Here is a 25,086-nt window from a genome sequence, read left to right on the forward strand (position 1 = left end):
CCTTGGTAGATGGGTATCCGGTCCGGACCGGCCGGAATCAGAACTCCTTGCCGACCTTCAGGCCGACGTAGTGCGACTGGGTCTCGCTTCCGAGCCGGGCCTCGTAGTCCAGCACGGCGTTCCAGCCGCAATTCGTGAAGTAGCCAAGACCGAGGCCGAGCACTGCAAGGTCCTCGTCGAGTTCGCCAAGCGGTATGCCAGCAACGGTGCCTTGGTCTTCTTCAAACTCGTGCTCCCAGGCGGCACGGCCCTGAGGAACAAGCGTGCCACCGGCCATTTCCATCGGATAGGACACCTGGTAGCCGAGTTGGGTAGCGAGCGACTCGTAGTCGGCCTGCGGGTAGAAGACGGCTCCCGGACCCGTCTCGGTGTAGGAGTCGATCTCACCGTCGAGCCAACGGATCTGGGCCAACGGACCGTGCACGAAGCCGCCGTTGCGAAGATTCAGACCGGTGTTGAACTCCAAGGTGTGGAAGTCCCCGTCGGTGTTGCCCACCGCACCCGTCGGAAGACGGCGGGTGTCGTATTCGTTCATCCCGTAGCCGTAGAGGAGGTCGGCGTAGAAGGCCATGTTGCCGATCGGACGATAATACGAGACATACGGCATCAAGGTCAGGTTATCGATATCAACGTTGCCGACGAAGGTCATGTCAGACTCGGCGCGCGACGCGCTGAGCGCGAAGCCGACCGTCCAGTGGTCATCGATATCGTAGTCGATCCCGACCGTGCCTCCGAAGATGTCGGTCGAGGTATCGGGTTGGATGAGTTGCTGGAAGGCCGGGAAATTCGCGCCCGGCACATTCGGGCGCACCGTGCGGTACTGGGCGTCGGTATCTTCGGTCACATAGAAGATCTGACCGTAGACCTCCCACGGGCAGCGCTCGGTGATCGTAATCGGCGTCTTGGCCATACCACCCTTCGCCATGCCGCCCTTCGAACTGTAGGGAGCCGGTTGGGTCGTAACGATCGGTTCGGAACGGACACCCGAGCGCATCCGGAACAGGCGGTCACCCACATCGCGGGTGGCCGTGCGGGCCACGACGATCGAAGTGGTGCGCAAGCCCGAAGTCAGCAACCGGGGGGCCTCGCCGAAGGTCAATTCGCCGCGGATCTCCCGCTCGAGCTTCTCCAGCACCGACGCTTGGAAGTCGGCGAAGTCGTTCGCAAGCACCGTAAACGAACCGGTGCCTCCCTGGATGTTGTCGATGTAATACTGCTCGAGCGAAGTGCTACCGATCGGCAGTCCGTTGATCGCATCGATGCCTGCGGCCAGGGCGTTGTCACGGGCCAACGAAGGCGGACCACCCGAACTCGAGGTTCCGTCGCCGGAAACGTCGATGACCTGACGCGTGCTGGTGATCGCATTGTTGAAGATCTCGGAAGTCGCGAGATCGATCCCTTCCGCCGGATCCGTAAGACCGGAACGCGGGCGGCCGAGACCATCGATCACATCCGCGAAGGCGTTCGCCTCCGAAGCATTGGTGAGAATCGTCCATGGCACCCCAACGGATGCCGTGTCGTCGTAGAAGATCAGATTGACCGCGATCGCACCGTTAGGACCCGACTCGATCGCCGAATGCAGCAACGGATTCCGGAAGGCGCTGGAGTAACCGCTCATCTGGAGATTGAACTCGGTCGCATCGACACTGCCGGATATATCGGTCACGAGCGAAAGCTCGAGGTCGACCGTTCCCGCTACAATGGCGTAGGAACTGGTGAGGGGCAGCGAGAACGCCGCAAGCACACCAAGGAACTGCGCCGTGACGGAACGGCGCAAATGACTGGATTTCATCTGGATTCAGGGGGTTGGGGGTTAAGCAATTCCGGCCCAATCGGCCGATAACGCACAGTCCCGGTCTAACTCCTCCCAACCCGGATAATCAACGCAAATACATCTCTCCGATCTTGAAGACTTGAGAGACCGTTTATCTAAAACAATCCAATCTAACAGCCTCTTAACCCCCTGACAGGCGGCATCGAAATGCGCTGGCTACGGCACCCGTGGAAATTTCGAGAAATCGGGGGCGCGTTTTTCGATAAACGCGTTCTTACCCTCCTTCGCCTCCTCGCTCATGTAGTAGAGCAGCGTGGCGTTTCCGGCGAGGTCGAGCAGGCCCATCTGGCCGTCGCAATCGGCGTTCATGCAGGCCTTCAGACAGCGCAGCGCCATCGGCGAATGGGCAAGCATCTCGCGGCACCACTGAAGCGTCTCCTCCTCCAGCTTCTCCAACGGCACGACGGTATTCACCAAGCCCATCTCCAGCGCCTGTTGCGCGTCGTACTGGCGGCACAAGTACCAGATTTCCCGTGCTTTCTTCTGACCGACAATCCGGGCGAGATAGCTCGACCCCAGACCGCCGTCGAACGAACCGACCTTCGGACCCGTCTGACCGAATCGCGCGTTCTCGGCGGCGATGCTGAGATCGCATACGACGTGCAACACGTGCCCGCCGCCGATGGCGTAGCCGGCCACCATCGCCACCACCGGCTTCGGCATCTGGCGGATCTTCTTCTGCACATCGAGGATGTTGAGCCGCGGCACGCCGTCGTCGCCGACATAGCCCGCGTGTCCGCGAACCTTCTGGTCGCCTCCCGAGCAGAACGCCTTCTCCCCCTCCCCCGTCAGGATCACCACCCCGACCTGCGGATCCTCATGAGCCAACTCGAGCGCGAGCAGCATCTCCTTCACCGTCTGGGGCCGGAACGCGTTCCTCACCTCCGGGCGGTTGATCGTGATCTTGGCGATCTGACCTTCGTCGGTCGTTTCGTATCGGATGTCCTCGAATTCGCGGGCGGTGGTCCACATGGCGCCGAGATCTTGTCTCAGGAAAGCCGACGCTCAAGGAATTCTCCGACCTTCGAGGCGAAGATGCCGCTTTCCCACGGCACGCGGTGCCCTGCCCCCGGAGCGATCCAGAGCGTGGCTGGAGCGTCCCGCTCCAGTCCGTGCCCGGAGCGTCCCGCTCCGGCCGAGGCAACCCGCTCCGCCAGCTCCCGAAATTTCGTATCTCGCTCGCCCGCCACCCACAGCACCGGACACGCGATCCGGCCGAGCCGGTTCCACAGCGGAGCCTGCGCTCCGAGCGACCAATCCATGAAGCTGCGCGCCACCGAATTCCTCCGGACTTCCAGCTTCCCCCGGTCACCCATCTTCAGTTCCGCGTCCGAAGTGGCGAGCACCGCCTGCGCATTCCACTCCGCGAGAAACTCCGACCACTCCCCCTTCAGCGCCTTTGCCGCCCACTCGGCATCCTTCTCCCGTCGCTCCGCACGTTGCGTCTCGTCCTCCAGTCCCGGATGGGCCGAAACGATGACCGCCGCATCCCAAGAACCACGGTAGGGACGAGCGCCCCCGCTCGTCCGCGGTCCGTTCCCTCCGATCGCGCTTTCGGACGAGCGGGGGCGCTCGTCCCTACCTGCCAACAAAGCGTGCAACGCGAGCCTGCCGCCCATCGAGTAGCCCAGAAGCACCTTCCGCCCCTGCGTCGCCTCCGCCTCACGGTTCAGGGCCGCTCCGAATTCGGCCAAGTCCATCGGGCAGCAATCAAGAAACCGCCACAGGTCGACCCGCTTCACTGCCCAGCCCGGCACCGAGAAATCACGCCAGTCCTCGGCCATCCCCACGGCCCCATGCAGACACCAGATCGTTCCGAGCATCGACCCATAACCTCGCCGCCTCCCGGCACCGGCACAAGCCCCCACTCCACCCCTCGCGCAATCCGCCGCTCACATCGCGCAAGCACCCGTTAGCGGCCGGGCAACGGACCGCCGATGCTCCGCGCCGTGATGAAGATTCAATCCATTCTCGCCGCCGCTACCCTGCCTGCTCTGGCAGGCAGCCCTCCTGCCGAAGACCGCGAGGCCATCCTCGCGATGGCCGGCACCCACGCCGTCCATTTCCACTTCGAGGAAACCGTCGCCATCGCCACAGGCTACACGGTCAAGCCCGATTCCTACGACGAGAACGCCACCGAAATCGTCACGGTGGTCGAGGACACCACGGAACGCATCACCCTTCAGCACCTGCTGGTGGTCCGGCCGAAGGACAAGGACCCGATGGTGATCAAGCACTGGGCCCAGATCTGGACCTGGGAGGATACCGAGATCCTCGACTACTGCGGCGAGGACCAGATGCACGAGTGGCAGTGCGTGCGGCTCACGCCCGGACAGGCCGCCGGAACGTGGAGCCAACTGGTCACGCAGACCGACGACACCCCGCGCTACGAAGGCTACGGAAAGTGGATCCACGAGAACGGCGAAAGCTATTGGGAAAGCTCGCCGACCCGACGCCCGCTGCCCCGACGCGAATACACCAAGCGCGAGGACTACGACCACCTCCTCGTCACCAACCGCCACAGCCTGACCGCCACCGGCTGGGTCCACCATCAGGACAACCGCAAGATCGTCGACCGCGGGGACGGGCCCGCCACAACGCTTTGCCATGAGTCGGGCCTCAACACCTACAACCGCACCGAGTCGGAACTCGCCACCGTCGCCCTCGACTGGTGGAAGGAGCATGGCCCGTTCTGGGACGGCGTTCGCAATTTCTGGCTGGAGGCGGGAGAGACCGCACCGGCGACCTTCAGCTACTCGACTTTCAAGGACGGCGAGGCCCTGAGCAAGCGGATCGCGCAGCTCGAATCCGATGCCGCCGATGCCGCGACCGTGCGCGCGGCGCTGACGCCCTACGTGACCGCCGAGTGAGAACGCAAACCTTCGCAACATCCATGAAGCACATCCTGCTCCTCGCGATCCTCGCAACCTTCCAAGTCGATGCCGCGGTCACGATTACCCTGCCCGGCAACAGCGAGACCTCCGGCTGGGACCAACTGAACAGCTCGAATCCCTACTGGGCCGACAACGGATACACGACCAGCTATCCCGGCGCCACGCCGTGGCCGGGTCCCGTGTCGGCCAACATGGCCGGCTCCGAGGGCGGCGCGACCTTCTCCAAGGTTTCCGGCAACGGCTACTTGGCGAGCTCATCCATCTACGACGGCGGCGGCGCCGGAACCTACTCGATCAGCGACAGCGACCCGATGGTCGATCTCGCGACCATCGTCTTCCAACTCGACGCCGGCACCGAAATCGGCGTGCTGCCGGTCCTCAACTACAACGGCGGAAGCCAGGGACTCGCGCCCGACTTCACCCTCACGACCGCGGGCGAATATCTGAGCTTCGACTTCTCCACGAGCACCTTCTTCCCGACCACCAACCACGCCTGGCAGTGGGACCTCACCGGGCTCGACATCGACTCCTACGAAATCGTCTGGGGCAGCGTGGCCAACAACCACCTGAGCCAATACGAAATCAATCTCACCACCGGGGACACATTCAGCCAGGCGGTTCCCGAACCATCGGCCGCTCTGCTTTCACTGGCCGGCGTGCTCCTCGCTTTCCGTCGCCGCCGATGAAAGCCATCGCTCTTCTCGCGGCGCTCGCCGGCACCGTCTCGGCAGCCTCCACCCCGGTCACGATCGAGGAACCCTCGGAAGACCGCTGGATGTATCCGTCGAACTCCACTCCCGGCAGCCGGGCCCAGGCATCGACCTTCAGCGCCCTGCCGGACGCCGCAGGACTCGAAGACCGCTGGGGCTTCTTCCTCCTCGCCTTCGACACCACCGTCGCGGTCCCGGCAGGTCTCCCGCCCGAATCCTACCGCATCCGCTCGATATCCCTCCGTGCCACCACCGGGCAGGACCAGACATTCGAGTATGACCCGACCTATGATCCGGTCGCCAGCTACGGCACACCCAGTACTCCGGTGCCGGCTCCCGACTCCGACATCGGCCGACCCGTCGAACTGCACGGAGCGGGATTCCGGAACGGCTTCACCGCGGCCAGTTTTTCGGAGTCCTCCCCCTACGGCAGCCCCGAGCGCAACGCCTATCCGCTGGGCTTCGACTCCGCGGGAACCGAGCGCGACGTGAGCTGGAACGTGACGCAGGGCTTCGAGTCGCGACCGTGGGCGGTTGGCACCACAGCGGACGTGGCTCCGGGAGACCCGGTGCCGTTGGAGACCGAGTTTCACTTCGAGATCAACCCGAACGTTCCGGGCATCGGCACTTACCTCCGGCAATCCCTCGCCGACGGAAAACTCTGGCTCACCCTGTCCTCACTCCACCCCGCGATCCAGCAGGGCGGCGAACTCGCGTCGTGGCTCACCCGCGATGACTCGCTGCACATCCTCTTCGGCGACCTCGCGCCTCAGCTCACCCTTGATGTGGAAATCGACCTGCCGCTCACCATCACCTCCGGCCCGGCGGGCCCGGTTCTGAGCTGGCCGCAGTTCAGCGGCTACAGCTTCGTGCTGCAGGCATCGCCGGATCTCTCCGAGGAAAGCTGGCAGCCCGTCCACACGGCCGATGCCACCGACGACACACCCGGCTCATTCACCGACACCGCCGGCCTCGCCCGCCGATTCTACCGCCTAGAATTCACTCCGACTCCATGAACCGCAACGGCTTCACGCTCATCGAACTGATGGTAACGATCGTCATCGTCTCCACGCTGTCGGCCATCGCCGCCCTCGGCTACGCCTCGATCCGCAAACGGGCCGAGATGACCACCGAGATCAACGGCGCCAAGCAATTGATGACCGCCTTCCACCAGTATGCCGCGGATCACAACGACCGCGTCCTCCCCGGCTACCAGTCGGATCCTGAAGCCGTCAACCTGGACGGCAAGCCGCTCCATCATCCGCAGGACGCCCGCTATCCGTGGCGACTCGCGCCGTATGCGCCGAAGATGAACGGCATCTTCGTTTACAATGGCAACGAGCGGATGCTCGACGAGGACAACCGTGACTACCTCGTTTCCGTGCATCCGAATCTCGGCATGAACGCGGTCTTCGTCGGCGGACACTACGGCTCCGGATCCCCGCTTCGCCCCTCGCCGAGACTGGTCGAGGCGGTCGGAAAGTACTACGTCTCTCGTTTGTCCGAGGTTCACAACGGCAGCTCGCTGGTCGTCTTCGCTTCGGCCCGGCACGACAGCGGCAAGGTCGGCAACTTCGAGGTCCGCGCGCCGAACATTCTGGCCCCGGAGTGGAAATCGGGAGCGATCGACCCCGACGGACCCGCCTCCGACACCGGCTTCGTTGACTTCCGTTGGAAGGGCAAGGCCGTCGCCGCGATGGTCGCCGGCAATGTCGAGCTCCTCTCCCCCGACGAACTCCGCGACATGCGCCGCTGGTCGAACCAGGCCGCGCGACTCAACGACCCCGACTTCACCGTGGGCCGGAACTGATTCCCAGACGATTCCATGAGATCGGAATGGAACCGCCAAGACGCCAAGGACGCAAAGACCCGACTGCCGAAAACTTCCGAGTCTCCATCCTTTGCGATCTTGGCGTCTTGGCGGTGAATCCAGTGACTTGAGAGAACCGAAGGACCGGCTTCAGCCCTCGCCCCCACGCCACGTGCTCGGCGCCTTGCCGGTCTGCTCGCGGAAGGCCTTGGCGAAGTGGCTCAGGCTGCGGTAGCCGACATCCATCGCCACCTCGGTCACCGAGGAACCATCCTCAAGCATTTCACACGCGGCGGAAACCCGCAGCCGTCGCTGGTGCTCCCGCAGGGTACTGCCGGTACGCTGCTTGACCATGCGGCTCAGGTGCGTCGGCGAGGCCCCGCATTCCTTCCCGAGGCGTGCCAGATCCATCGGCTCGGCGAGCCGCGACGACAGCACCGAAAGAGCCCGCTCGACCGGATCCGAGCGCCCGATCCGATGACAGAACCCCGCTCCCGCATCGGAGCGCCCCGCACGGAACAACCGGACCGCCGCCCATTCCAAGATCCTCGCTTCAGCCCTCATCGCCGTGCCGGGCTTCTCCGCGTTCATGCCCCGCAGGCCGTCGGAGAGCTCCCGTTCGGGCCCGGTCATCAGGCCGGTGAAGGCCACCTTGCCCCCTCCCTTCAGCCACTCGGCGTAGCGGGGATGCACATGTTCCGCCGAACCTCCGAGCCGACGTGCCAGCCAGGCCCGCGAAACCACCACCACCTCCGCCTCATGCTCACCCGGCAGCCGGGTCCAGCGCCAGCGCTCCTCCTCATCCTCCCCGAAAATCGCATACATTCCGGGCCTCAGATACATCCGGTCCTCCGAACCCCAGATTACGCCCTCACCCGAACGGTTCAGCCAAATCCAGACCTCCCCCGACACCTTGGTCTGCCAAGTCGAACCCGCCCGGACCGAGCGGCCGACCAACCGCCAGCACGCTACACCCCCCAGATCCAACCATCGCTCCAAGCGCATCGCAGACGCCCCGTGCCACGGTTCCACGGGTTTGTAAATGCAAATGCGTCTCAATTACAACAAATTGCCCCACGCAACCCGGGAAGCCTCTCCCGGAGGCACGGACGGCGGTCATTCCTTTTACCGACCGTTTACCCCGGGACGCTCCGGCGGCTGATACGCTGCGATCATGTGGTTCCGAGGAATGACCATTACCGCTTGGCTCGCCTACCTGGCAGGCAGCGGGTTGATCCTCCACAGCACGCTGCTCGACTACCTTCCCGGCGGCAGCGGCCTGTTCATCCTTCAGAAAGGTGCGATCGGCGAGAGCGCCTTGTGGCGAGGCTCCCTCTACGTCCACATCGCCGGAGGCCTGCTCTGTCTCTTCTCGGCGCTTCCGCAGTTGTCCCGGGCTGTGGTCCGACGCTGGCCTTCCGTCCACAAGATCGCCGGACGCATTTACGGAGCCAGCGTGCTTGTCCTGGTCGCCCCGACGGGCTTCCACCTGGCCTTCTTCGCCAAGGGTGGCGCGTTGGGGAAACTCGGCTTCCTGACCCTCGCGGTAGCCGCCTTCCATACGACTCTGAAGGGCTGGCGATTCGCCCTGCCGCGCCACCGCGACATGCAGGCCCACCGTGCATGGATGATCCGATCGTTCGCTTACGCCGCCAGCGCGGTCACCTTCCGGATCTACCACATCGCCGGCTACTTCGCGGGTCTTGAGCCGGACACCAATTACGTCCTCTGCCTCTGGCTCAGCCTGCTCGGCAACGCCGCCGTGGCCGAACTCATCCTCCGCCAGAAACGGCAGACCGCTTCTCTCCCCATCCAACTCCAAACCGAATCATGAGACCATGAAAACGAAACCAAAACACGTCGCCCTCGCCCTGATCCTCGCCGGCATCGCCACTGCCATCGAACCCGACACCCCGACCGTCGAACATCCGGAAGCAAGGCAAGCGGTCCAAACCCGGATCGTCGCCCGCCTCCAGTCGTCCTTCCCTCCGTTCTCGCGCATGGCCCCGCCCCAGCCCTCTTCTCAGTTTCAGCGCCCGATGCTGGTCGACAAGGAGGAGCGTCTGCCATTCAAAGTCGTCGATGGCCGCGGCAAGAGCATCATGCTCGCCGGCTACGTCCGGCTCTCGGACCAACGGATCTTCATCTACGACACGGAGAAGCAAACCTACACCGACGCGGCACTCGATCCGCGCTTCGCCCCGCCCGCAGACAAAGCCAAGACCGACAAGCCGACCTAAGGCGCTCATTGACGGAGCGCCCGTAGCCATTTGGCCAACGCCAACACCTCGGAATCCGCGAGCAATTCGTGCCCGGGCATGTCGGTGCCCGGCACGCCCCACTTGATCAGCCGCGGCAGCACCGAAGGATCGGCGCTCCAGACAAACGGACCTTCGACGAGATTGGCAGGGGGTTTGGCAAACCTCCCCGCCAACTCACCATCGCCGAGTCCCCGCGCTCCGTGGCAAACGGCACAGTGCCTCGAGAACAAAGCGGCTCCACCGTCCCCAGGCTCACCCACCGCCTTCCAATCACCCATGCGCTCCATGCGCCAAGCGATCGCCTCTCCTTGATTGTCCGTGAGCCACGCGATCAGATCGTCGCCCCGACCATCCTCAAACAAATGGGCGTAGCTCGGCATCGAACTTCCCGGCACCAGTTTCCGGGGTGACAGGAAGTGCTCCTTCAGCCACGCAGCCGACCGGCGGGCGCCGACATGGGTGAGATCCGGTCCCTGCCGACGGTTGCCGATCAGCACCGGGCTTCCCGACAGCACCCCCGCCGGATCCGATGGTGGCCCCCACCCACCCGGATCCGAAGGCCGGACGTATCTCGAGTGGCACGCGATGCAGCCCTCCTCCACATACACCTGTCGCCCGCGTTCGACCGTGCCGGCGGAAGACTCATCCCGTTTGGGGAATACCGACGCCGCGATCATCACGAGCGATGCGCCGAGGATCCCCGGCCAGCGCCGGATCCCGGCCAACGATCCGATCACCAAGATCCCGGAAACTACGACGAATGACGTAGGCACCCGCTCGAGAGTCTGGGCCATACCGATCCCGTTCGCGGAACCGAACCAGCCAGCGACTGCGAATACCCATGCGGCTCTCATGGCGGCGGACTTCGTCCGGCCCGCGCCACTTGCGGAAAGAAACCCCGGCCAAGCCACCAGAGCGGTTGAGTAGAGCGAAACTCCCACCGGATACCACCAGCCGGCCACCCCGCGTGTGACCTGCTGGTTCACGAGCACAGCCGCCACGGCGAGGATTCCCCACGCCGTCAGCAGCAAGCCCTTCCATCCGCCCTTCGACAGCCACCAGCCGGCGAGGCAGCCCGCCACCAGATGCAGACCGGCATTCCGCCAGAGCATCCCGCCCCCCCAAGTCGCCTCCTTCATCTGCCGTCCGTGCTGGATGATGAAAAACGCGGCCGAGTCGAGCCAGACCATGGCCAGAAACACGACGATGCCCGCCAGCCATCCCAAGCGGCCTCGAGCGCGCTCCTGCCGCATCACACGGCCCTCGGTCGCGCTCGGCACCAATGCCGCACCGACCACCGCAAGTCCCGTGCCGACCCACGCCTGCGTTTCGGGAGGAGCGGTGAACACCCACGGCAGATTGCAGACGGCGTAGCCAAGCCCCGTTCCAGCACCCACCCATGCAACGGTGCACCAAGACGGCAAGAGCGCTGCCGCTGAAACGGTCGCTGCCCCGACACCCATACCGGTCAGCAACGCAACGAGGAGCATGGCGGCGAAGCCTCCCGGAACGGCCGCCACCGCTGCAGCCACGGCAGACAGCGCCAAGGCCGCCCGCAAACCGGCCGTCGAGGCCCCGCGCCATGCCACGACGAATCCCGCAGCGATTCCGGCGACCGCCATCGCACTCAGCAGAATCTTTTCCCCAAGCAATCCAACATCGCGGGCCCGCAGGATCTCCACGAAAGCGAACTGGGCGAAGATCAGGAAGAACCCGAACACCGCCGCGACTACCCCAACCGCTCTCCATTTCGCCGTCACCGCCACCACTCCTTCCGGAGCCCCCAAGCTTGCACCGCCGCGACCAGAGCATCGGTCGCGGCCACCCCGATCCATGCCCGGTCCAGCGATCCTCGAAGGATGCTCGTCGTCACGAATACCGCCACGCCGGCCCGCACCAAACCGGTGAACTGCCATACGGTCTTTCCCTGCCGCTGTTCGCGCAGGGCCAGCCCGTAGCTCAAACCTACCGACCCGACGAACACTCCGATCCAACGGAGGAACACCATCGACTCCACACCCACCCCTTCCACTCCGAGCATCCCCAGCACCCATTCCGGCCACAGGATCAGAAGGATACCGGTGGCCGCATCCATCGCACCCACCCCCACGCTCCACCACTTGCAGAACGTCCTCATGCCTCCGCCTTCCTTTCCGGGACCCCGATCGAATGGGACGCATCCGTTTCCTCCGAAACCCTCGCCGCTCCCAGAAACCAGCCCGCCGAAACCCCGAGCATCACCAGTCCGCACAGGGAGCGGAGACCGAGGCCGATGTGCCTCCATGCGGGTGTCTCGTTCATCCATCCGTAGCCACCGCTCTCCAGCCAACCCATGATCGCCAGCACCGCCACCATGCCGAGTGCGGCGAGGTTCCAGATGACCACCGACATCCGGCCGCCGACTGGCACCCCGAGCAAACCGAGCAACAGAGCGCAAAAGGAGGTCGTGAAACCCGCCATCGCCAGATGCGAGTGCGCGACCAGACTCTGGGTGAACTTCAGGCGGTCCAGCACCTCGGGGAAGTAAGCGGTCACGCCACTCACCACCAGCAGGCCCCACCAGCCGAACATCGAAATCCGCCACGCCACCGTCCGCGCCGGCCACTCGTAGCGTCTCCACCACCGTGGCAGCAGCACGGCCCAGGGCAAGAGCATCACAATCGCCAGGATCTGCCACCAATCGCGGTGTGTGCCACCGATCGCTTCCGTTGCCGCGAATACGGCCCACGACAACCCGAAGAATCCGAGCACCGGGAAGCGTGAGCCCGTGAGGCGGACTTTCCGCCCGAGAGACACGGGCAACAACAGCAGGAGCCCGACCACGAACAACGTCGACCCGAGCAAACTCGAACCCGTCGGCCCTCCGGTCGAAACATCGACGGGTGGATAGACCGAAGGCGAAGCGGCGAAGGCCATCATCGCCGGCACAGGAGCGAGCGCGATCAAACCGATCAAACGCCAGACACCCCGGACGCGTGACCAAGCCAGCGCGAGAACCAGCCAGAGCATCACCATCGCCAACACCAGCCCGGCCAGCGCCCCGCCCGACCAGTCGAGGAACACCTTGCCGGAACTGCCGCCGTTCAACCAAGCCACGCACCCCACTGCCAAGGCGGCAGTCCATGCCCACAACGCGAATTCGGCCGATCTACGGCCCACCCCGTAGATCCTGAAAAGCCATGCCACCAGCGGCAGGGCGGTCCATCCGTAAAGCTGGCCGTTCAGATGCACCGGAATCCAGCGGCCGTAGGTCAACTCCCCGCCCTGGACTTCGGGAAACAGAAGCAGCAACGAAAGCCAGAGACCGGCGGCATTCGCGACCACCAGCCAACCAAAAGCGTGAAGCCCCGCCAGCCGCACGGCGTGATTCATGGCTCCACCCTCCCGTCCCGCATCCGGACCATCCGCTGGCAGCGCCCGGCCAGTTGCGGGTCATGCGTTGCCATCATGAGGGTCAGCCCCCGGTCGGCAACCAGCCCCATCAGGAGTTCGAAGACCGCCTCGCGGTTGCGTTCGTCGAGCGCTCCGGTCGGCTCGTCGGCCAGCAGCAACCGCGGCCGGTTCATCAGGGCCCGGCACAGTGCTCCGCGTTGCCGCTCGCCACCGGAGAGCTCACGGACCCTGCGATCCAAACGGCGTTCCAGACCGGTCGCAGCCGCCAACTCCCGCACCCGACCGCGCGCCTCCTTGCGCGACAGACCGACCGCCACGGCAGGGACCAGCAGGTTCTCTTCGAGCGTCAGGCCCGTGATCAGGTGGTGCAACTGGAAGACGAACCCCAGTTGGTGCCTCAGCAACTCCCTTCGCGAAGCCTCGTCGTTCACCGTCTGCCCGGCCACCTTGACCTTTCCCCGCTGCGGAACCTCGAGACCCGCTACCACATTGAGCAACGTCGACTTCCCGCATCCCGAACTGCCGACCAGCGCCAAGGTCTCGCCGTCGCGCACCTCTAGGCCCACCCCCTTCAGCACCTCGATACGACCTTCGTCGTAGCTGCGCCATACATCCTCGATCTGGATCATCATCGCCATCACTCGAACCTCAAGGCCTCCGCCGGTTTGAGACGCGCCGCATGGAACGCCGGATAAAGGGCGCCACCCACCCCGGTCAGCAGAGCCAGAGCCACGGCACCGAGCACCTCCGACACACCGACCTGCGGCTCGATGTACCCTTGCAGCGCCGGCATCGCCTTGAGCAACCGTAACCCGGCCACCGAGAGCCCCCACCCCGCCAACACTCCGATCACGGAAAGGGCGACCGATTCCCCGAGAATCATCCGCGTCAGTTGGCCACGCGAGAAGCCGCAGACACGCAGCACCGCCAGCTCACGGATCCGGCCGAAGACCGAAAGGATCATCGTGTTGGTCACGCTCAGGCCACCGAGCAGGAACGCACAACCTCCGACCACCCAAGCGGTGGTTTTGAGGATGCGGAACTGCGAGTAGGTCTTGCTGAACTCCTCGTTCTCCAGCGCGGTCAGACGATCGTGACGGGAGTCGATCCACGCCTTGACCTCATCCGATGTGTGGCCATCGGCGAGAGCAACCGTCACCACCGACGACACGCCTTCCTTGTGGAACGCCCTCTGGCATTCGCCGAGTGGCAGGAACACGCCTCCGTTCTCAAATCCGTTCTCCAGCCTCACCACGCCGGCCACCGGATACCGCTCCTGTCCGAGTTCGACTTCGTCGCCGGCAGACGCTTCGAGAAACTCCGCGGCACGCTCGCCGAGAACCACCCCGCGGCCTCCATCGGTGAAACCGGCGACTTCCCCGCTCAGCCACGTCGCCTTGGCCAGGCGCCCGTCACTCGCCCGGATCCCGAAGCAGGTGATCACGGGACGGTCGGGCGCGGTGATGATGGTGAAAAGCACCGGCTGCGCCTCCTTGACGAAACGCTGGCCTTCAAGCTCCGCGACAAGCGACTCCGGCACGTTGCTGAAGAACAGGTCGGAGACGTTGCGCTCGAAAACAACCATCTCGGCATCACTCCGGAGGATCTTCTCGAACATCTTCACCGCGCCACCAAGCAGGCCGACCACGCTGAGCATGGTCGCTACGCCCAGCGCGATCCCGGTCGCGCCGATCGCCGTGCGCACCCGGTGACGGCGGAGATTCGTGAGGATCAGTTTCCAGAGACTCATCGTTTCACTTGAATCACACGGCGGCCGACCCGAGCGAAAGCTCCAGTCCGTCCGCTCCTGCCGGAACTCCGACGCGAAGCGCGTCGAGCATTCCCCACCTTTCGACCGGACCGGGAAGCTTCGCCTGGACCCGGTCACCCACTTCGATCAGACGCCTGAGCCGGATCACGGCCTCTTGGATCCCCTCGGCCGCCACCAGATTCGGACGACCCATCGCCTCGTCCCGACCGGCGGTTTTGCCCGCACCGCCGACCACGTCCTTGACGTCGTCCGCAGCTTGGTACGCCAAACCCCGTAGCAAAGCGAGGCGATCGAGCATCCGGATCTCGCGCTCGCGACCCCGACCGAGCACCGCAGGCAGCACCAGGGTCAAACGGAGCAAGTCGCCGGTCTTCCGCGCCGCCACCTCGCTGACATCGGCCGCGGTCTGGCCTTCACGCCAGCCACCGATGTCGTGCGACTGGCCGCCGATCATGCCGGTAGCCCCGAGACAGCGGTCGACCCAGTCGCCGGCCTCGATCCGCCGCTCCGCGGGTGCCTCCGAGATCCCCTGCCAGAGCAGGGAGTAACCTCGATTGACCATCGCCAGCGCGGCCAGGATCGCCAGGCCCTCGCCGTGCAGCACGTGGAGCGCGGGCATGCCGCGCCGTGTCCGGGCGTCATCCATCGCCGGCAGGTCGTCGAAGACCAGCGAGGCGGTGTGAAGGTACTCGATGCCGCAACCGACCGCCCGGGCCGCAGCCTCGGCCATGCCCATTTCAATCCCGACCAGATACGCCGCGACAGCACGCACCAAGGACCCGGGACGGGCCAACAGGTCGCCCAGCGCCGACGCCAGCCGGCGTTCGACCCCGTCCGGCCGTCCCATCCCCTGCCGGAAGCTCTCGGCCATGAGAGCCTTCGCGCACACGGCCCTGCGGGCCCACCAATCTCGTGGAGTCATGATCGTTCAGTATTTGCCGACCACGTGGAAGCGCACGGTCAGTTGGGGATCGACCGTCATCACCGCCATCGCCCGGACGATCGGCAGCGAGAAGTCCTCGTAGTTGAGCGAGGCCGTGCCATCGATCGTCACCCAGCGACCGTCTTTCTTCGCTGTGTAGGGAAACGAGATCGTCTTCCTGATCCCGTGGATGGTGATCTCGCCCATGGCGAAAGTCCGGCCGCCCGCGTCCTTCCACGACTTGGTGAACCTGAACGATCCCGCCGGCTTGCCGCCGCCGAGCCACTTGATCATCTCGTCGTCGCGATCCTCCTTGCCGGTCTTCAGATGGTCGAAGGTCCAGTTCAGGGAAAAGCCCGTGGGCGCCAGACTCGATGCGTCGCCGCTCACCTTGGCTGTGAAGTCGCCGAGCGTGCCGGTGAACGAATGACCGGTCGCCTTGGCATCGACCTGGATGCGGCTGCGGGTCTTGTCGACCTTGAGCGTTTCCGCATGCGCGGCCGCTCCCAGAACCAGCCCGCAAATCGCGAGACCGATGGATTTCTTCATGGCGTTTCCGGCCAGCGGGTGCTTCTTCTCCCGAAGCACGGGGATCATGGATTTGTGAATGGTTTGCATGGTGATACTTCGTGCGGATTGCTTCTTAAGAATTTGATGAGAACTCGTTCATTGCTCGCCCTGCTGTTCGCCGCCTTCGCTTTGGTCCCTTGCCTCGCGGACCCGTATGCCGCAGGTGAAAAGATCGCTGCCTTCTCCGCCAAGGATCAGCACAAGAAGGACTTCACGCTCGACACCAAGGGAACGCGCTTCCTGCTGGTCAGCCACGACATGGACACCGGCAAGGCGGCCAACGCGGTGCTGACGACCCTCGGAGCGCACTACCTGCCCGGCAAGAAGGCCGTCTACATGGCCAACATCCACGGCATGCCGGGTGTCGGCCGGATGTTCGCACTGCCGAAGATGAAGAAGTATGCCCACCGCATCATTCTTGGCGATGATGCCGCGCTGATCGCGAAGTTCCCGGAACAGCAGGGCAAGGTGACCGTCCTGAAGTTGTCGGGAGGGAAGATCTCCTCGATCAAATACTGGAATCCCGCCAGCGAGGGGATCGACGCTTACCTCAAGTGAGGAGCCGGCGGCTGGCAGAGCTTCGGTAGCGGAACGGGCTAGGGTCTGATGGTGCACAAGGCGGAGACGTGAGGATTGGGAGCAATTGGATAGTCCCGAACGGGACTTCCCACAGTGCCGGCCGTCCGCGATGTGGACGCCCGGCGACTCCGGTCCTCAAAGCCTCATGACCTGACCTCGCCAGATCTCGGGCGGCCCGCGCCAGTCATGGAACAATCCGGCAAAGGCCGGGTCGGCACGATCATCCGCCGGGATTTCCCGGTGGACGATGAAGGCCGGACAATCAGCCGGGACCACCGCCTGCGGCAAGGCGCAGGTATCGTCTTCGGGAAGCTGATCATCGTGGCAGAAGCGGAGATGATGGTCGGGGTCACCGCCCCGCGCTTTTCCAATGAGCACACGCTCGAGCAAACTGTGCCGGTGATCGGCCGCCTCTCCCGGCGAATGGTGAAGTGTCACCTCGAAGCCGCCACGGGTCACGGAGCAGAGAACCTCGTGATCCCCCGAACGGTCACCCAGCGCCAGCAGGCTCGTCATAAGCGCCGGCATCCATGCAAGACTGATCGCGAGGAACCCGGCCACGACCAAAAGCCTTCTCCCGACGGTTCCGCTGGTGAAAGCGGTCCGCCCCGCACGCCGACGGCGGCTGGGATCGAGGCTCATGCCCATGTAGCGATCATCCCCCCGATTTTCGTCGATTCAAGCTGTGAAATCCCCGTCATCCGTAGCCCCTCCCGATCGGAGCAACGGAATTTCCCACGATTCCCCGACAGCTCCGGTGACGAAACCCGCCACGTCGGCGGCCTCACAAGCGGCCCGCAAACGGATCGGCGGCTCGCCCATCGGTTCGTCGGTCAACCGGAAGGTGCCCCAATGCATCCCGACGGCCCGACGGCATCCGACATTCCGGAACACCTCAACCGCCTCTTCCGGCGTCATGTGGACCGGCTTCATGAACCAGCGCGGCGAGTAGGCGCCGATCGGGATCATCCCGAAGTCCACCGGACCCAACCTCTCACCGATCTCCCGGAATACCGGGCAGTAGCCGCTGTCCCCCGCATGCCAGAGACTCAAGCCCGATGCATCGATCCGGTAGCCGCACCAGTGCCCCCGATTCCGGTCGAATGCGGTCCGGGCCGTGAAGTGCTGCGCCGGTGTGGAGGTGACGCGGATTCCGGGAAGCAAGTCCCCGACCGACCACCACGGCAGCTCGATCACCTGGCGAAAGCCCTTCCTCTCCAGCCATCTGCCGTGACCTTCCGGGACCACCATCGGCGTATCCCGACCGAAACGACGGAGCGTCGGGAGCTCGAGATGATCGTAGTGGCTGTGACTGAGCAGGACGGCATCCACCGAACCAAGATCATCCAGCGTGCACGGCGGACGCACAAACCGCTTCAGCCCCGGCAGGGGAAACGGAGAGCAGTAATCCGAGAACACCGGGTCCACCAGGATCCGGCGACCTTCGCCCTCCAGCAGAAACGACGCATGCCCGAACCAGGTCGCGCGCCACCCGGAAGCCGGCAACGGCTGCGGGCTCCATGGCACGCTCCGGGCGGGCCGGTCCGGAGCGCCGCTTTCCGGATCGCCCGGTTCCACCCCGAGCTTCCACCGCAGGACGTCGCGAAATCGATGCCTCGGATGCGCCCACGGGTTCTCGAAGCGTTCGCTCATGCATCGAACTTTTCCCAGAACGCCGCGGTCTCCTTCTCGGAAGGAACGAGTTCGACCAAGAGCGGCACTTCACCGGGTTCGAGGCCGTCGAAATCGTCCTGGCCGGTGACTCGCAGGTAGCCCATACCCCACATCGCCGCCCAGTTTTCGAGCGACTGGGTGTGGGCATTGAGCATCAGCTCGCGCGCCCGTTCGTTCATCGCTTGGAGGCGCGGCACCCGCGTGAATATTCTGCCGCCGCCGTTGTTGATCACGACCAGCACCCGGCCCTCGCGCTCGATCTGTCCGAGCATCGCCGGCGCGGCGAGATCATAGAGAGCGGTCAGGTCACCGATCACGCACCACGCGTCCTTCTTCGATGCCGACGATCCCAGCCAGGTCGAGATCTGACCGTCGATCCCGTTGGCCCCGCGATTGGCGCGGGTCTCCGGAATCGGCCGGTCCCACTGGGCGAAAAGGTTCCACTCGCGGATGGGCAGGCTGTTGCCGAGAAACAGCCCGCTCCCCAGAGCGGCGTAGTGGGAGAGGGTCCGCAGCATGCCCGGTTCGCTGTCGGGATAGGCCTGCAGCAGTTCATCGGTCTCCGCCGCCCGCCGGGAACGTTCGACGAGATAATCGAGGGCATCATCGGCTTGTTCGACCTCACCAAGGGCCCGGATCGCCTGGCCGACCGGCGCATGGATCGTATGCGTCTCCCTTGCCAGTCCCGGCCATCCGCTGCGGGTGACATTCCACACGTCGGTCTCGGGCAGGTCTTCGAGATCCCTCCAGAAACGTCCGGACGGCACGGACCCAAGTCGCAGCACCTTGCCGGGCGGCTCGGCTTTCAGAACCCGATCGGGATCGGGCAGCACGAATGGCGCGAGCGCCTCGCGCAGCCCGCTCGTCGCTTCCGCTACAACCGGCACCTTCAGGTCGTGGATGAAGTGATACACCGGCTCGCGATCCTCCGGCTCCAACTCGCCGATCATGACGACCAATCCGAGGTAGAGGTCGTCTTTCAGCCAGCGCGCGAGCGCGGAGACCGCCAGACGCGGCCAAACGGGCGACGCTCCCGACGCGACAAACCCCGGCCCTCCCCATTCACCCACCTCGAATTCTTCCTCAAGCTCGACGTTCACATGCCATGGAGAGCGGCGGTCCCAGTTTTCCCAGTCACCGCTGCCGGCGTAGCCGCCGAAAATATCCGGCTGCACGATCGACTGGGGTGCACCGGTGTTGCGAAACCGTGCCGGCCGGTCAGCGGTCAGCAGGACCAGCGGCCGCCCTTGGTAGCAGGCCTCGATCACTGCGGGCAGAAGCTCGGCCACCGCGGTTCCACTGGTCGTCACCACCGCACACGGTTCCCCGGACATCGTACGGCCCAGCGCGAAGAATGCCGCCGAGCGCTCCTCGAAATGGCGGCGGAGGGTGACATGGCCCGCCGTTTCGGCCTGAGCCAGCACCTCCACCAGCACCGCATTCCGCGCGCCGGCACACACCACGAACTCGCGAATCCCCTGCTCGAGGCAATTGCGGACCGTCTCCACCGCCGTTTCCCAAACCGTCACGGCGCGATGCTAGAGCATGGAGCGCCGATTATGAAATCGGCATCTTCGGGACCGACTCGGATGATGACTTCATCACGGGAAAGCCGCCCTTCAGCTCCCCCATCCGCAGCCGCTTGGTCCAGCGGATGGCAAGACCGAGCGGAATGAGGCAAAGGACACCGAACGAAGCGTCGATTGCCCGCCACCCGAGCGGGATCTCCCGGATCGCTCCCCACACCGAGGCAAAAGGAAGCACCAGCACGGAAGCCGCCACGCCTACCCATAGGACCGCTTCGTACCGGACGGGATCTTTCCACGGCAGCAGGAAGAACATCGCGATCACCAAGTGGGCGAAGGCGAGCCAGTCGGTGCCGTAGGCGACGAAAGGATACGACGCGTAAGTCGCCGCAAGGCCATCACGGACGTAGTGGATCCACCAACCGAGTTCGGTCGACAGGTCCAGCCGGGCCGCCAGCACGTTCAGTTCGAGCAGCAAGGGGAACGCGGTCAGCCCGCTGACCACCAGCCCGACCACGACCGTTCCGATCATCCAGCGTATCCGTTTCATCACATGGAGACCGTCCTCCCTTGCTGTGAAACAAAGATGACCGTCGGATGAAAATGAGGGCAAAGGCCCGTTAACCCAGCCAATCGAGGATCGCTTCGGCGCTGCGTTCGGAAATTCCGGGAAGGGCGGCAAGCTCGCCGACGCTCGCCTTACGGATGCGCGCGACGCTGCCGAATTTCTCGAGCAACTGCTGCTTCCGCTTCGGCGAGATCGCGGGGCAATCGTCGAGGACGCTTTCCTTCATCCTTCGACGGTAAAGCAACTCATTGTAGCCATTGGCGAACCGGTGCGCCTCGTCGCGGATCCGTTGCAGCAACTTCAGTGCGCCCCGCTCGTGGGGAATCAGGATCGGCTCGCTTTTTCCCGGAACGAAGACTTCCTCACGCTGCTTCGCGAGGCCGATGACGGGCAACTCATGCAAACCGAGTTGGCGCAGCTCCCTCACTGCCGATGAGAGCTGCCCCTTGCCGCCGTCGACGATCACCAGGTCGGGAAGCACGATTTTCGCCCTCCCTTCCTTCGCAAGCCGCCTCTGGATCTCGACAATGTCTTCCTGCGAATCGTCGAGATCGGGAACCGCCTCCCAGTTCTCTTTGAGGATCCGCGAATAGCGTCGCCGGATCACCTCGGCCATCGAGGCGAAGTCATCCTGCCCCTCCACCGTGCGGATCCGGTAGCGGCGGTAGTTCCGGTTGTCGGGCCTGCCTTCGGTGAAGCGCACCATCGACGCCACAATGTGGTTCGAGGAAACGTTCGAAATGTCGAAGCACTCCATGACCCGAGGCGGACCCTCCAGTCCGAGTTCCTCGCCAAGTTCGGCGAGATCCTCGATGGGCTTCACCGTCGTCGGCACACCGCGCCCCCGGGTGAACTGGCGGGTCGGATTCAGCGTCTTGCGCAGGTTGTCCAACACGTCGCGCAACAGCGCCGCCTTCTCGAAATCCAATCGCCCCGCCGCCTTTTCCATTTCGTCCTCGATCTCTTGGAAAACCTCCCGCCGCCCCTTGCCGGAGAGGATGTCGCAGGCCTCGTCGACCTTTGCCATGTAGTCTTCGCGAGAGACCCGCCCGACACAGGGCGCGGAGCAGTTCCGGATGACGTCCGCATTGCAATGCTTGTAGGCGACCTCATCCGGCACACGTGGGCGGCACACCCGGAGGCCGTAGCGACGATTGACCCAGTTGATCGTCGCACGCAGCGCTCCGGAATGCGCGAACGGACCGAAGTAGCGACCTCCGTCCTCCTTTTTCAAACGAGTCAGCACGAACCTTGGCCAGGGCTCGGACGGATCGAGCTTCACCAGCAGAAAGCGTTTGTCGTCGCGGAACGAGACATTGTAACGCGGGCGATAGTCCTTGATCAGCTTGCCTTCCAGAAGGAGTGCCTCGGCCTCGTTGCGGACCTGGTGGATCTCGAAGTCCGCGATGGTGTCGATCAGCGCCCGCGTCTTCAAGTCGGCCCGGGTTTTCCGCGACGCCATGAAGTAAGAAGACAATCGCTTCCGAAGGTCCCGCGCCTTGCCGACATAGATGATCGACCCGAGACGATCCTTCATCAGATACACCCCGGGTTGGTGCGGGACCTCCCGCAGCTTGGCTTTCAGATCGACGGCCACCCTTGCCGAAATAGGCGGCGGACGGAGCGAGGGCGCAACCGGAAAACTTGGAGACGTTCAGCCTTCCCGCAGCTTGCGGCGGACCTGGATCGGCAGGATCCAGCCGGTAATAAGGATAATCGTCCCACCCATGGCCAGCAGCATCATGGTCATGCCGCCGAAATGCAGGGCGAGGTAAGCCGCCACCGCAAGCACGCCGGTCTCGACAAACTGCACGCGGGCAAGGCGCTGGACCTGGCCGGTACCGATCATCAGCGCGTGGTTCAGATGACGCCAGACATGAGCCGCGAAGTAGAACGCATAGGCGGCGAGAACCGGTCGGCCGACGGCAGAGAACTCGTCCCCGAGCCACAGATGCATGCCCCACGGACCGATGAGGATGATACCGGTCGCCGAGGCCAAGGCGATCCCGCCACCGTAAAGGTAGAGTTTCCTAGCCGCACCCCTCGCCCAATCGTGATCTCCACGGGCGAGCGCCTCGGAAACCGCCGGCCAGGTCGGCGTGCTGAGCATGATCACGAACCCGAGCTGCATGATCGTCAACGCAATCAGTGGTCCGTAGAGCGCGACCTCCTCGGGTCCGCCGTCACGACCTACCAACCATCCGCAGAAGTTGAACTCCACCACACCGACCAGCAGGCAGCAGGTCGCGAAGGCAAAGCCATCGCCGATCAGGTGCCGGGCGATGCTGCGGTCGAAGAGCTTCAGTCGCGGTATCAGGTTCGGATGCCCCCGCCAGAGCCCGACCGTATTGCACAGTTTGGCCATCACCACCGATCCATGGATCGCGAGCACAAGGTACCATACCTGCGGAAAGAACCAGATACCTCCGGCGACAAGAGCCGCCGCAAGCACGTTGCCAAATGCCCCCCACATGTTGGTCTTCGCCACCTCCAACAATCCTTCCCGCATACGGTCGGTCAGATTGAGCAGGAACAGCATCATGAACAACCCGAGGCCGAGCCACAGGGCCGGGCGCATCACGTCGCCGGTGCCGGCGTAGTCGTCGCCGAAAAGCGTGTCGATCGGCAGGGTCGCCAGAACACCGCCGAGCACCAACCCGGTGAGCAGCGCCATGCCGAGCATCAGGAAGAAGGCGGTCGACGCGAGTGCCCTGCGTTTCGCGATATCGCCGCTCGCCCCCGTGGACGAGATGCCGTGGGCAAGCGCCGGTCCGATCCCAACCTCCAGAAGATGGACGGTCGAGAGCGCGAGGCTGACACTCGTGTAGATCCCGAACTCGGCCCGGCCCATCACCCGGACCGCCAAAGGAATCGCGAGCAACTGGAGCAGCCCGGTCCCCGCCTTCGAAACAAACGAGGTGACCACGGCGAGGCGGATCGATCGATCCCGCCTCGACGCGTGTTCCTGTCGCTCGTCCGGCTCCACACCGCAGATCGTATCCATTTCGCGGAGTGGAGGAAGCTCGGCGGTGTCAGCAGGCACCTTTGCGTTTGATCAGGGTCATCACCATGATCTGGAAATCGAGGAAGAAGTTCCAGTTCTCGATGTAGTCGAGGTCGAACTTCACCCGCTCTTTCAGACAGGTATCACCCCGCAGTCCGTGCACCTGCGCCCAGCCGGTCAGGCCCGGCTTGACGTTGTGACGGACGTTGTAGTGGCGGATCTCCTCCTTAAAGCCCTCGATCAGCTCGGGGCGCTCGGGACGGGGTCCGACGAGACTCATTTCGCCGCGCAGCACGTTCCAGAACTGGGGCAGCTCGTCGATGTTCCATGCGCGCATGAATGCGCCCACCTTCAGGCGGCGCGGATCGTCCTGCACCGTCCACCCCGGAGTTCCGGCCACTTCCGCATCCGGCTTCATGCTGCGGATCTTGAGGATGTCGAACGGCCGGCCGTTGAGGCCGATCCGACGCTGGCGGTAGATGACCGAGCCCGGCGACTCGAGATACACGAGGGTCGCGAACACCGCCATGATCGGCGCCGCCACCAACAAGCCGAAGATCGCACCGCAGATATCGACCAACCGCTTGGTGATGTTGTTGAAGGTGTGGTGGAGTGGCAGGCGCCCGATGCCGAGCACCGGCATGCCATGGATGCTCTCGAACTGCAGGCCGGATACGAGGATCTGGAAACAGCTCGGCACCAACTTGAAGTCGATGAACTCCTTGCCGCAGGTCTCGGCAAGCTCGAGCATCGATTCGCGGCTCAGCGAGGAGTCGACCGCCATCACGATGTCCGCGCCCGACTCGCGGATGATCTCACGGACCTCCGAGAACTCGCCGAGTACCGGCACCTCGTTGGGAGGCATCGAATCCTCCGTCCCGAGCCCTTCCGGCAGAATCACGCCGGCAACGCTGTAGCGGTGCGCGCGCCCTTGGGAGAAGCGCGCAACCGTGCGCTCGCACTCGGAATTCCAGCCGATGAAGACCACCTTCTGACGCAATGCCGAGGCGATCGGTTCGCGGCGCATCAGGCAATAGAGCAGCCAGCGCCAGAGACCGAGGCCGAACATCGCACCACCGGCCGCGAGCAGACAGTAGACTCGGCTGATCGGTGGATCGATCTTGAGCAACAGGGTGACGCTCAGGAAGGCCGCCAGCCAGATCGCACATGCCTTGAAGATCGACCGCAGCGTCCGGCGGATCGCCAGGAAGTAGCGCGGGTCGTGCAGACGGAAATTCGCGAGGAAGAACATCAGCGACACGCTGCCCAGCAGCACGTGGCCGAGGTAGCTGCGCAGCTCCATCGACGCGTTCGTCACACCGACCTGAGCCAGCCCGGTTTCGAAGCGGAGCAGGTAGGCGGTGAGCAACGCCATCATCACCACTGCCGCGTCGCCGAGGAAACTCAGGGCAACCAGCTTTTGGTGAGCCACCCAGGCACGGTGGCGATGGCGGAGGGCGTAGCGCCCTTCAGCAGGTGGGACAATGGGGGGACGGCACGCGGGGGGAGCGCCCGTCCTTTCGGATTCGGCTGTTTTCATGTTCGGGGGGATGGGGGGAAGAACACGGGA

Annotated in this window: 25 protein-coding genes; 7 read left to right on the top strand and 18 right to left on the bottom strand. The window is 64.4% G+C overall.

The features are described from left to right. Positions 1–37 precede the first annotated feature (37 nt). The 3 genes from HAHE_RS04795 to HAHE_RS04805 all read right to left on the bottom strand — a co-directional run bounded on the left by HAHE_RS04795 (position 38) and on the right by HAHE_RS04805 (position 3,657). Complete coding sequence (locus HAHE_RS04795) at positions 38–1,792, bottom strand: DUF1194 domain-containing protein (protein WP_338689047.1); 1,755 nt, start codon at positions 1,790–1,792, stop codon at positions 38–40. Positions 1,793–1,990: 198 nt separating this feature from the next. Then, entirely contained in the window at positions 1,991–2,806 is an 816-nt protein-coding gene (menB, locus tag HAHE_RS04800) for a 1,4-dihydroxy-2-naphthoyl-CoA synthase (RefSeq protein WP_338689049.1), read from the bottom strand. 17 nt (positions 2,807–2,823) lie between these two features. Continuing rightward, the gene (locus HAHE_RS04805; protein WP_338689051.1) at positions 2,824–3,657 is read right to left on the bottom strand and encodes a hypothetical protein; all 834 of its coding nucleotides are present in this window, start codon (positions 3,655–3,657) and stop codon (positions 2,824–2,826) included. A gap of 129 nt (positions 3,658–3,786) precedes the next feature. Between HAHE_RS04805 and HAHE_RS04810 the strand changes: the two genes are divergently transcribed. From HAHE_RS04810 to HAHE_RS04825, 4 genes are read left to right on the top strand one after another with little or no spacing between them, the layout of a single operon-like run. Further along, entirely contained in the window at positions 3,787–4,704 is a 918-nt protein-coding gene (locus HAHE_RS04810; RefSeq protein WP_338689053.1) for a DUF6607 family protein, read from the top strand. Between the two features lie 23 nt (positions 4,705–4,727). Further along, on the top strand, positions 4,728–5,414 hold the full coding sequence (locus HAHE_RS04815) for a PEP-CTERM sorting domain-containing protein (RefSeq protein ID WP_338689055.1): 687 nt from the start codon (positions 4,728–4,730) through the stop codon (positions 5,412–5,414). Further along, complete coding sequence (locus tag HAHE_RS04820; protein WP_338689056.1) at positions 5,411–6,454, top strand: hypothetical protein; 1,044 nt, start codon at positions 5,411–5,413, stop codon at positions 6,452–6,454. Before HAHE_RS04815 ends, HAHE_RS04820 begins: the two co-directional genes overlap by 4 nt. Further along, positions 6,451–7,248 carry a type II secretion system protein gene (locus HAHE_RS04825; RefSeq protein WP_338689057.1) on the top strand — a complete coding sequence of 266 codons (798 nt, stop codon included), beginning with the start codon at positions 6,451–6,453 and terminating at the stop codon, positions 7,246–7,248. Before HAHE_RS04820 ends, HAHE_RS04825 begins: the two co-directional genes overlap by 4 nt. A gap of 150 nt (positions 7,249–7,398) precedes the next feature. On the opposite strand, the gene HAHE_RS04830 is transcribed toward HAHE_RS04825, so the two are convergent. Then, positions 7,399–8,280, bottom strand: coding sequence for a helix-turn-helix domain-containing protein (locus tag HAHE_RS04830; protein ID WP_338689059.1), 882 nt, complete (start codon positions 8,278–8,280; stop codon positions 7,399–7,401). 142 nt (positions 8,281–8,422) lie between these two features. On the opposite strand from HAHE_RS04830, the gene HAHE_RS04835 reads away from it, so the two are divergent. Both HAHE_RS04835 and HAHE_RS04840 read left to right on the top strand, forming a co-directional pair. After that, a complete protein-coding gene (locus HAHE_RS04835) occupies positions 8,423–9,082 on the top strand; it encodes a DUF2306 domain-containing protein (protein WP_338689061.1) in 660 nt (219 codons plus the stop codon). A 4-nt stretch (positions 9,083–9,086) separates the two neighbouring features. Next, complete coding sequence (locus tag HAHE_RS04840; RefSeq protein WP_338689063.1) at positions 9,087–9,488, top strand: hypothetical protein; 402 nt, start codon at positions 9,087–9,089, stop codon at positions 9,486–9,488. 5 nt (positions 9,489–9,493) lie between these two features. Here HAHE_RS04840 and HAHE_RS04845 read toward each other — a convergent pair whose 3' ends face one another. From HAHE_RS04845 to HAHE_RS04875, 7 genes are read right to left on the bottom strand one after another with little or no spacing between them, the layout of a single operon-like run. Then, entirely contained in the window at positions 9,494–11,230 is a 1,737-nt protein-coding gene (locus tag HAHE_RS04845) for a cytochrome c (protein WP_338689065.1), read from the bottom strand. Positions 11,231–11,265: 35 nt separating this feature from the next. Beyond that, positions 11,266–11,646: a hypothetical protein gene (locus tag HAHE_RS04850; RefSeq protein ID WP_338689066.1), complete on the bottom strand. Its 381-nt coding sequence runs from the start codon at positions 11,644–11,646 to the stop codon at positions 11,266–11,268. Next, on the bottom strand, positions 11,643–12,881 hold the full coding sequence (locus tag HAHE_RS04855; protein ID WP_338689067.1) for a hypothetical protein: 1,239 nt from the start codon (positions 12,879–12,881) through the stop codon (positions 11,643–11,645). Before HAHE_RS04855 ends, HAHE_RS04850 begins: the two co-directional genes overlap by 4 nt. Further along, the gene (locus HAHE_RS04860; protein ID WP_338689068.1) at positions 12,878–13,540 is read right to left on the bottom strand and encodes an ABC transporter ATP-binding protein; all 663 of its coding nucleotides are present in this window, start codon (positions 13,538–13,540) and stop codon (positions 12,878–12,880) included. Before HAHE_RS04860 ends, HAHE_RS04855 begins: the two co-directional genes overlap by 4 nt. After that, on the bottom strand, positions 13,540–14,652 hold the full coding sequence (locus HAHE_RS04865; RefSeq protein WP_338689070.1) for an ABC transporter permease: 1,113 nt from the start codon (positions 14,650–14,652) through the stop codon (positions 13,540–13,542). Before HAHE_RS04865 ends, HAHE_RS04860 begins: the two co-directional genes overlap by 1 nt. A 13-nt stretch (positions 14,653–14,665) precedes the next feature. Continuing rightward, entirely contained in the window at positions 14,666–15,595 is a 930-nt protein-coding gene (locus HAHE_RS04870) for a polyprenyl synthetase family protein (RefSeq protein ID WP_338689071.1), read from the bottom strand. Positions 15,596–15,601: 6 nt separating this feature from the next. After that, positions 15,602–16,192: a YceI family protein gene (locus tag HAHE_RS04875; protein WP_338689073.1), complete on the bottom strand. Its 591-nt coding sequence runs from the start codon at positions 16,190–16,192 to the stop codon at positions 15,602–15,604. A 57-nt stretch (positions 16,193–16,249) separates the two neighbouring features. Between HAHE_RS04875 and HAHE_RS04880 the strand changes: the two genes are divergently transcribed. Continuing rightward, positions 16,250–16,723, top strand: a complete 474-nt coding sequence (locus HAHE_RS04880; protein ID WP_338689075.1) for a hypothetical protein — start codon at positions 16,250–16,252, stop codon at positions 16,721–16,723. Positions 16,724–16,879: 156 nt separating this feature from the next. Here the strand turns inward: HAHE_RS04880 and HAHE_RS04885 are convergent, their stop codons facing one another. The 7 genes from HAHE_RS04885 to HAHE_RS04915 form a co-directional block, all read right to left on the bottom strand. Then, positions 16,880–17,386, bottom strand: a complete 507-nt coding sequence (locus HAHE_RS04885) for a hypothetical protein (protein WP_338689076.1) — start codon at positions 17,384–17,386, stop codon at positions 16,880–16,882. A 36-nt stretch (positions 17,387–17,422) separates the two neighbouring features. Then, complete coding sequence (locus HAHE_RS04890) at positions 17,423–18,397, bottom strand: MBL fold metallo-hydrolase (RefSeq protein ID WP_338689077.1); 975 nt, start codon at positions 18,395–18,397, stop codon at positions 17,423–17,425. After that, complete coding sequence (locus tag HAHE_RS04895; RefSeq protein ID WP_338689078.1) at positions 18,394–19,947, bottom strand: thiamine pyrophosphate-binding protein; 1,554 nt, start codon at positions 19,945–19,947, stop codon at positions 18,394–18,396. Before HAHE_RS04895 ends, HAHE_RS04890 begins: the two co-directional genes overlap by 4 nt. Positions 19,948–19,975: 28 nt before the next feature. Further along, entirely contained in the window at positions 19,976–20,494 is a 519-nt protein-coding gene (locus HAHE_RS04900) for a hypothetical protein (RefSeq protein ID WP_338689079.1), read from the bottom strand. 70 nt (positions 20,495–20,564) lie between these two features. After that, positions 20,565–22,109 carry an excinuclease ABC subunit UvrC gene (locus tag HAHE_RS04905; RefSeq protein ID WP_338689080.1) on the bottom strand — a complete coding sequence of 515 codons (1,545 nt, stop codon included), beginning with the start codon at positions 22,107–22,109 and terminating at the stop codon, positions 20,565–20,567. Positions 22,110–22,166: 57 nt separating this feature from the next. After that, entirely contained in the window at positions 22,167–23,516 is a 1,350-nt protein-coding gene (locus tag HAHE_RS04910) for a hypothetical protein (RefSeq protein ID WP_338689081.1), read from the bottom strand. Between the two features lie 28 nt (positions 23,517–23,544). Then, complete coding sequence (locus HAHE_RS04915; RefSeq protein ID WP_338689082.1) at positions 23,545–24,948, bottom strand: sugar transferase; 1,404 nt, start codon at positions 24,946–24,948, stop codon at positions 23,545–23,547. Between the last annotated feature and the right edge of the window lie 138 nt (positions 24,949–25,086).

Origin of the sequence: Haloferula helveola, from assembly GCF_037076345.1 — a bacterium.
GTDB lineage: Bacteria > Verrucomicrobiota > Verrucomicrobiia > Verrucomicrobiales > Akkermansiaceae > Haloferula > Haloferula helveola.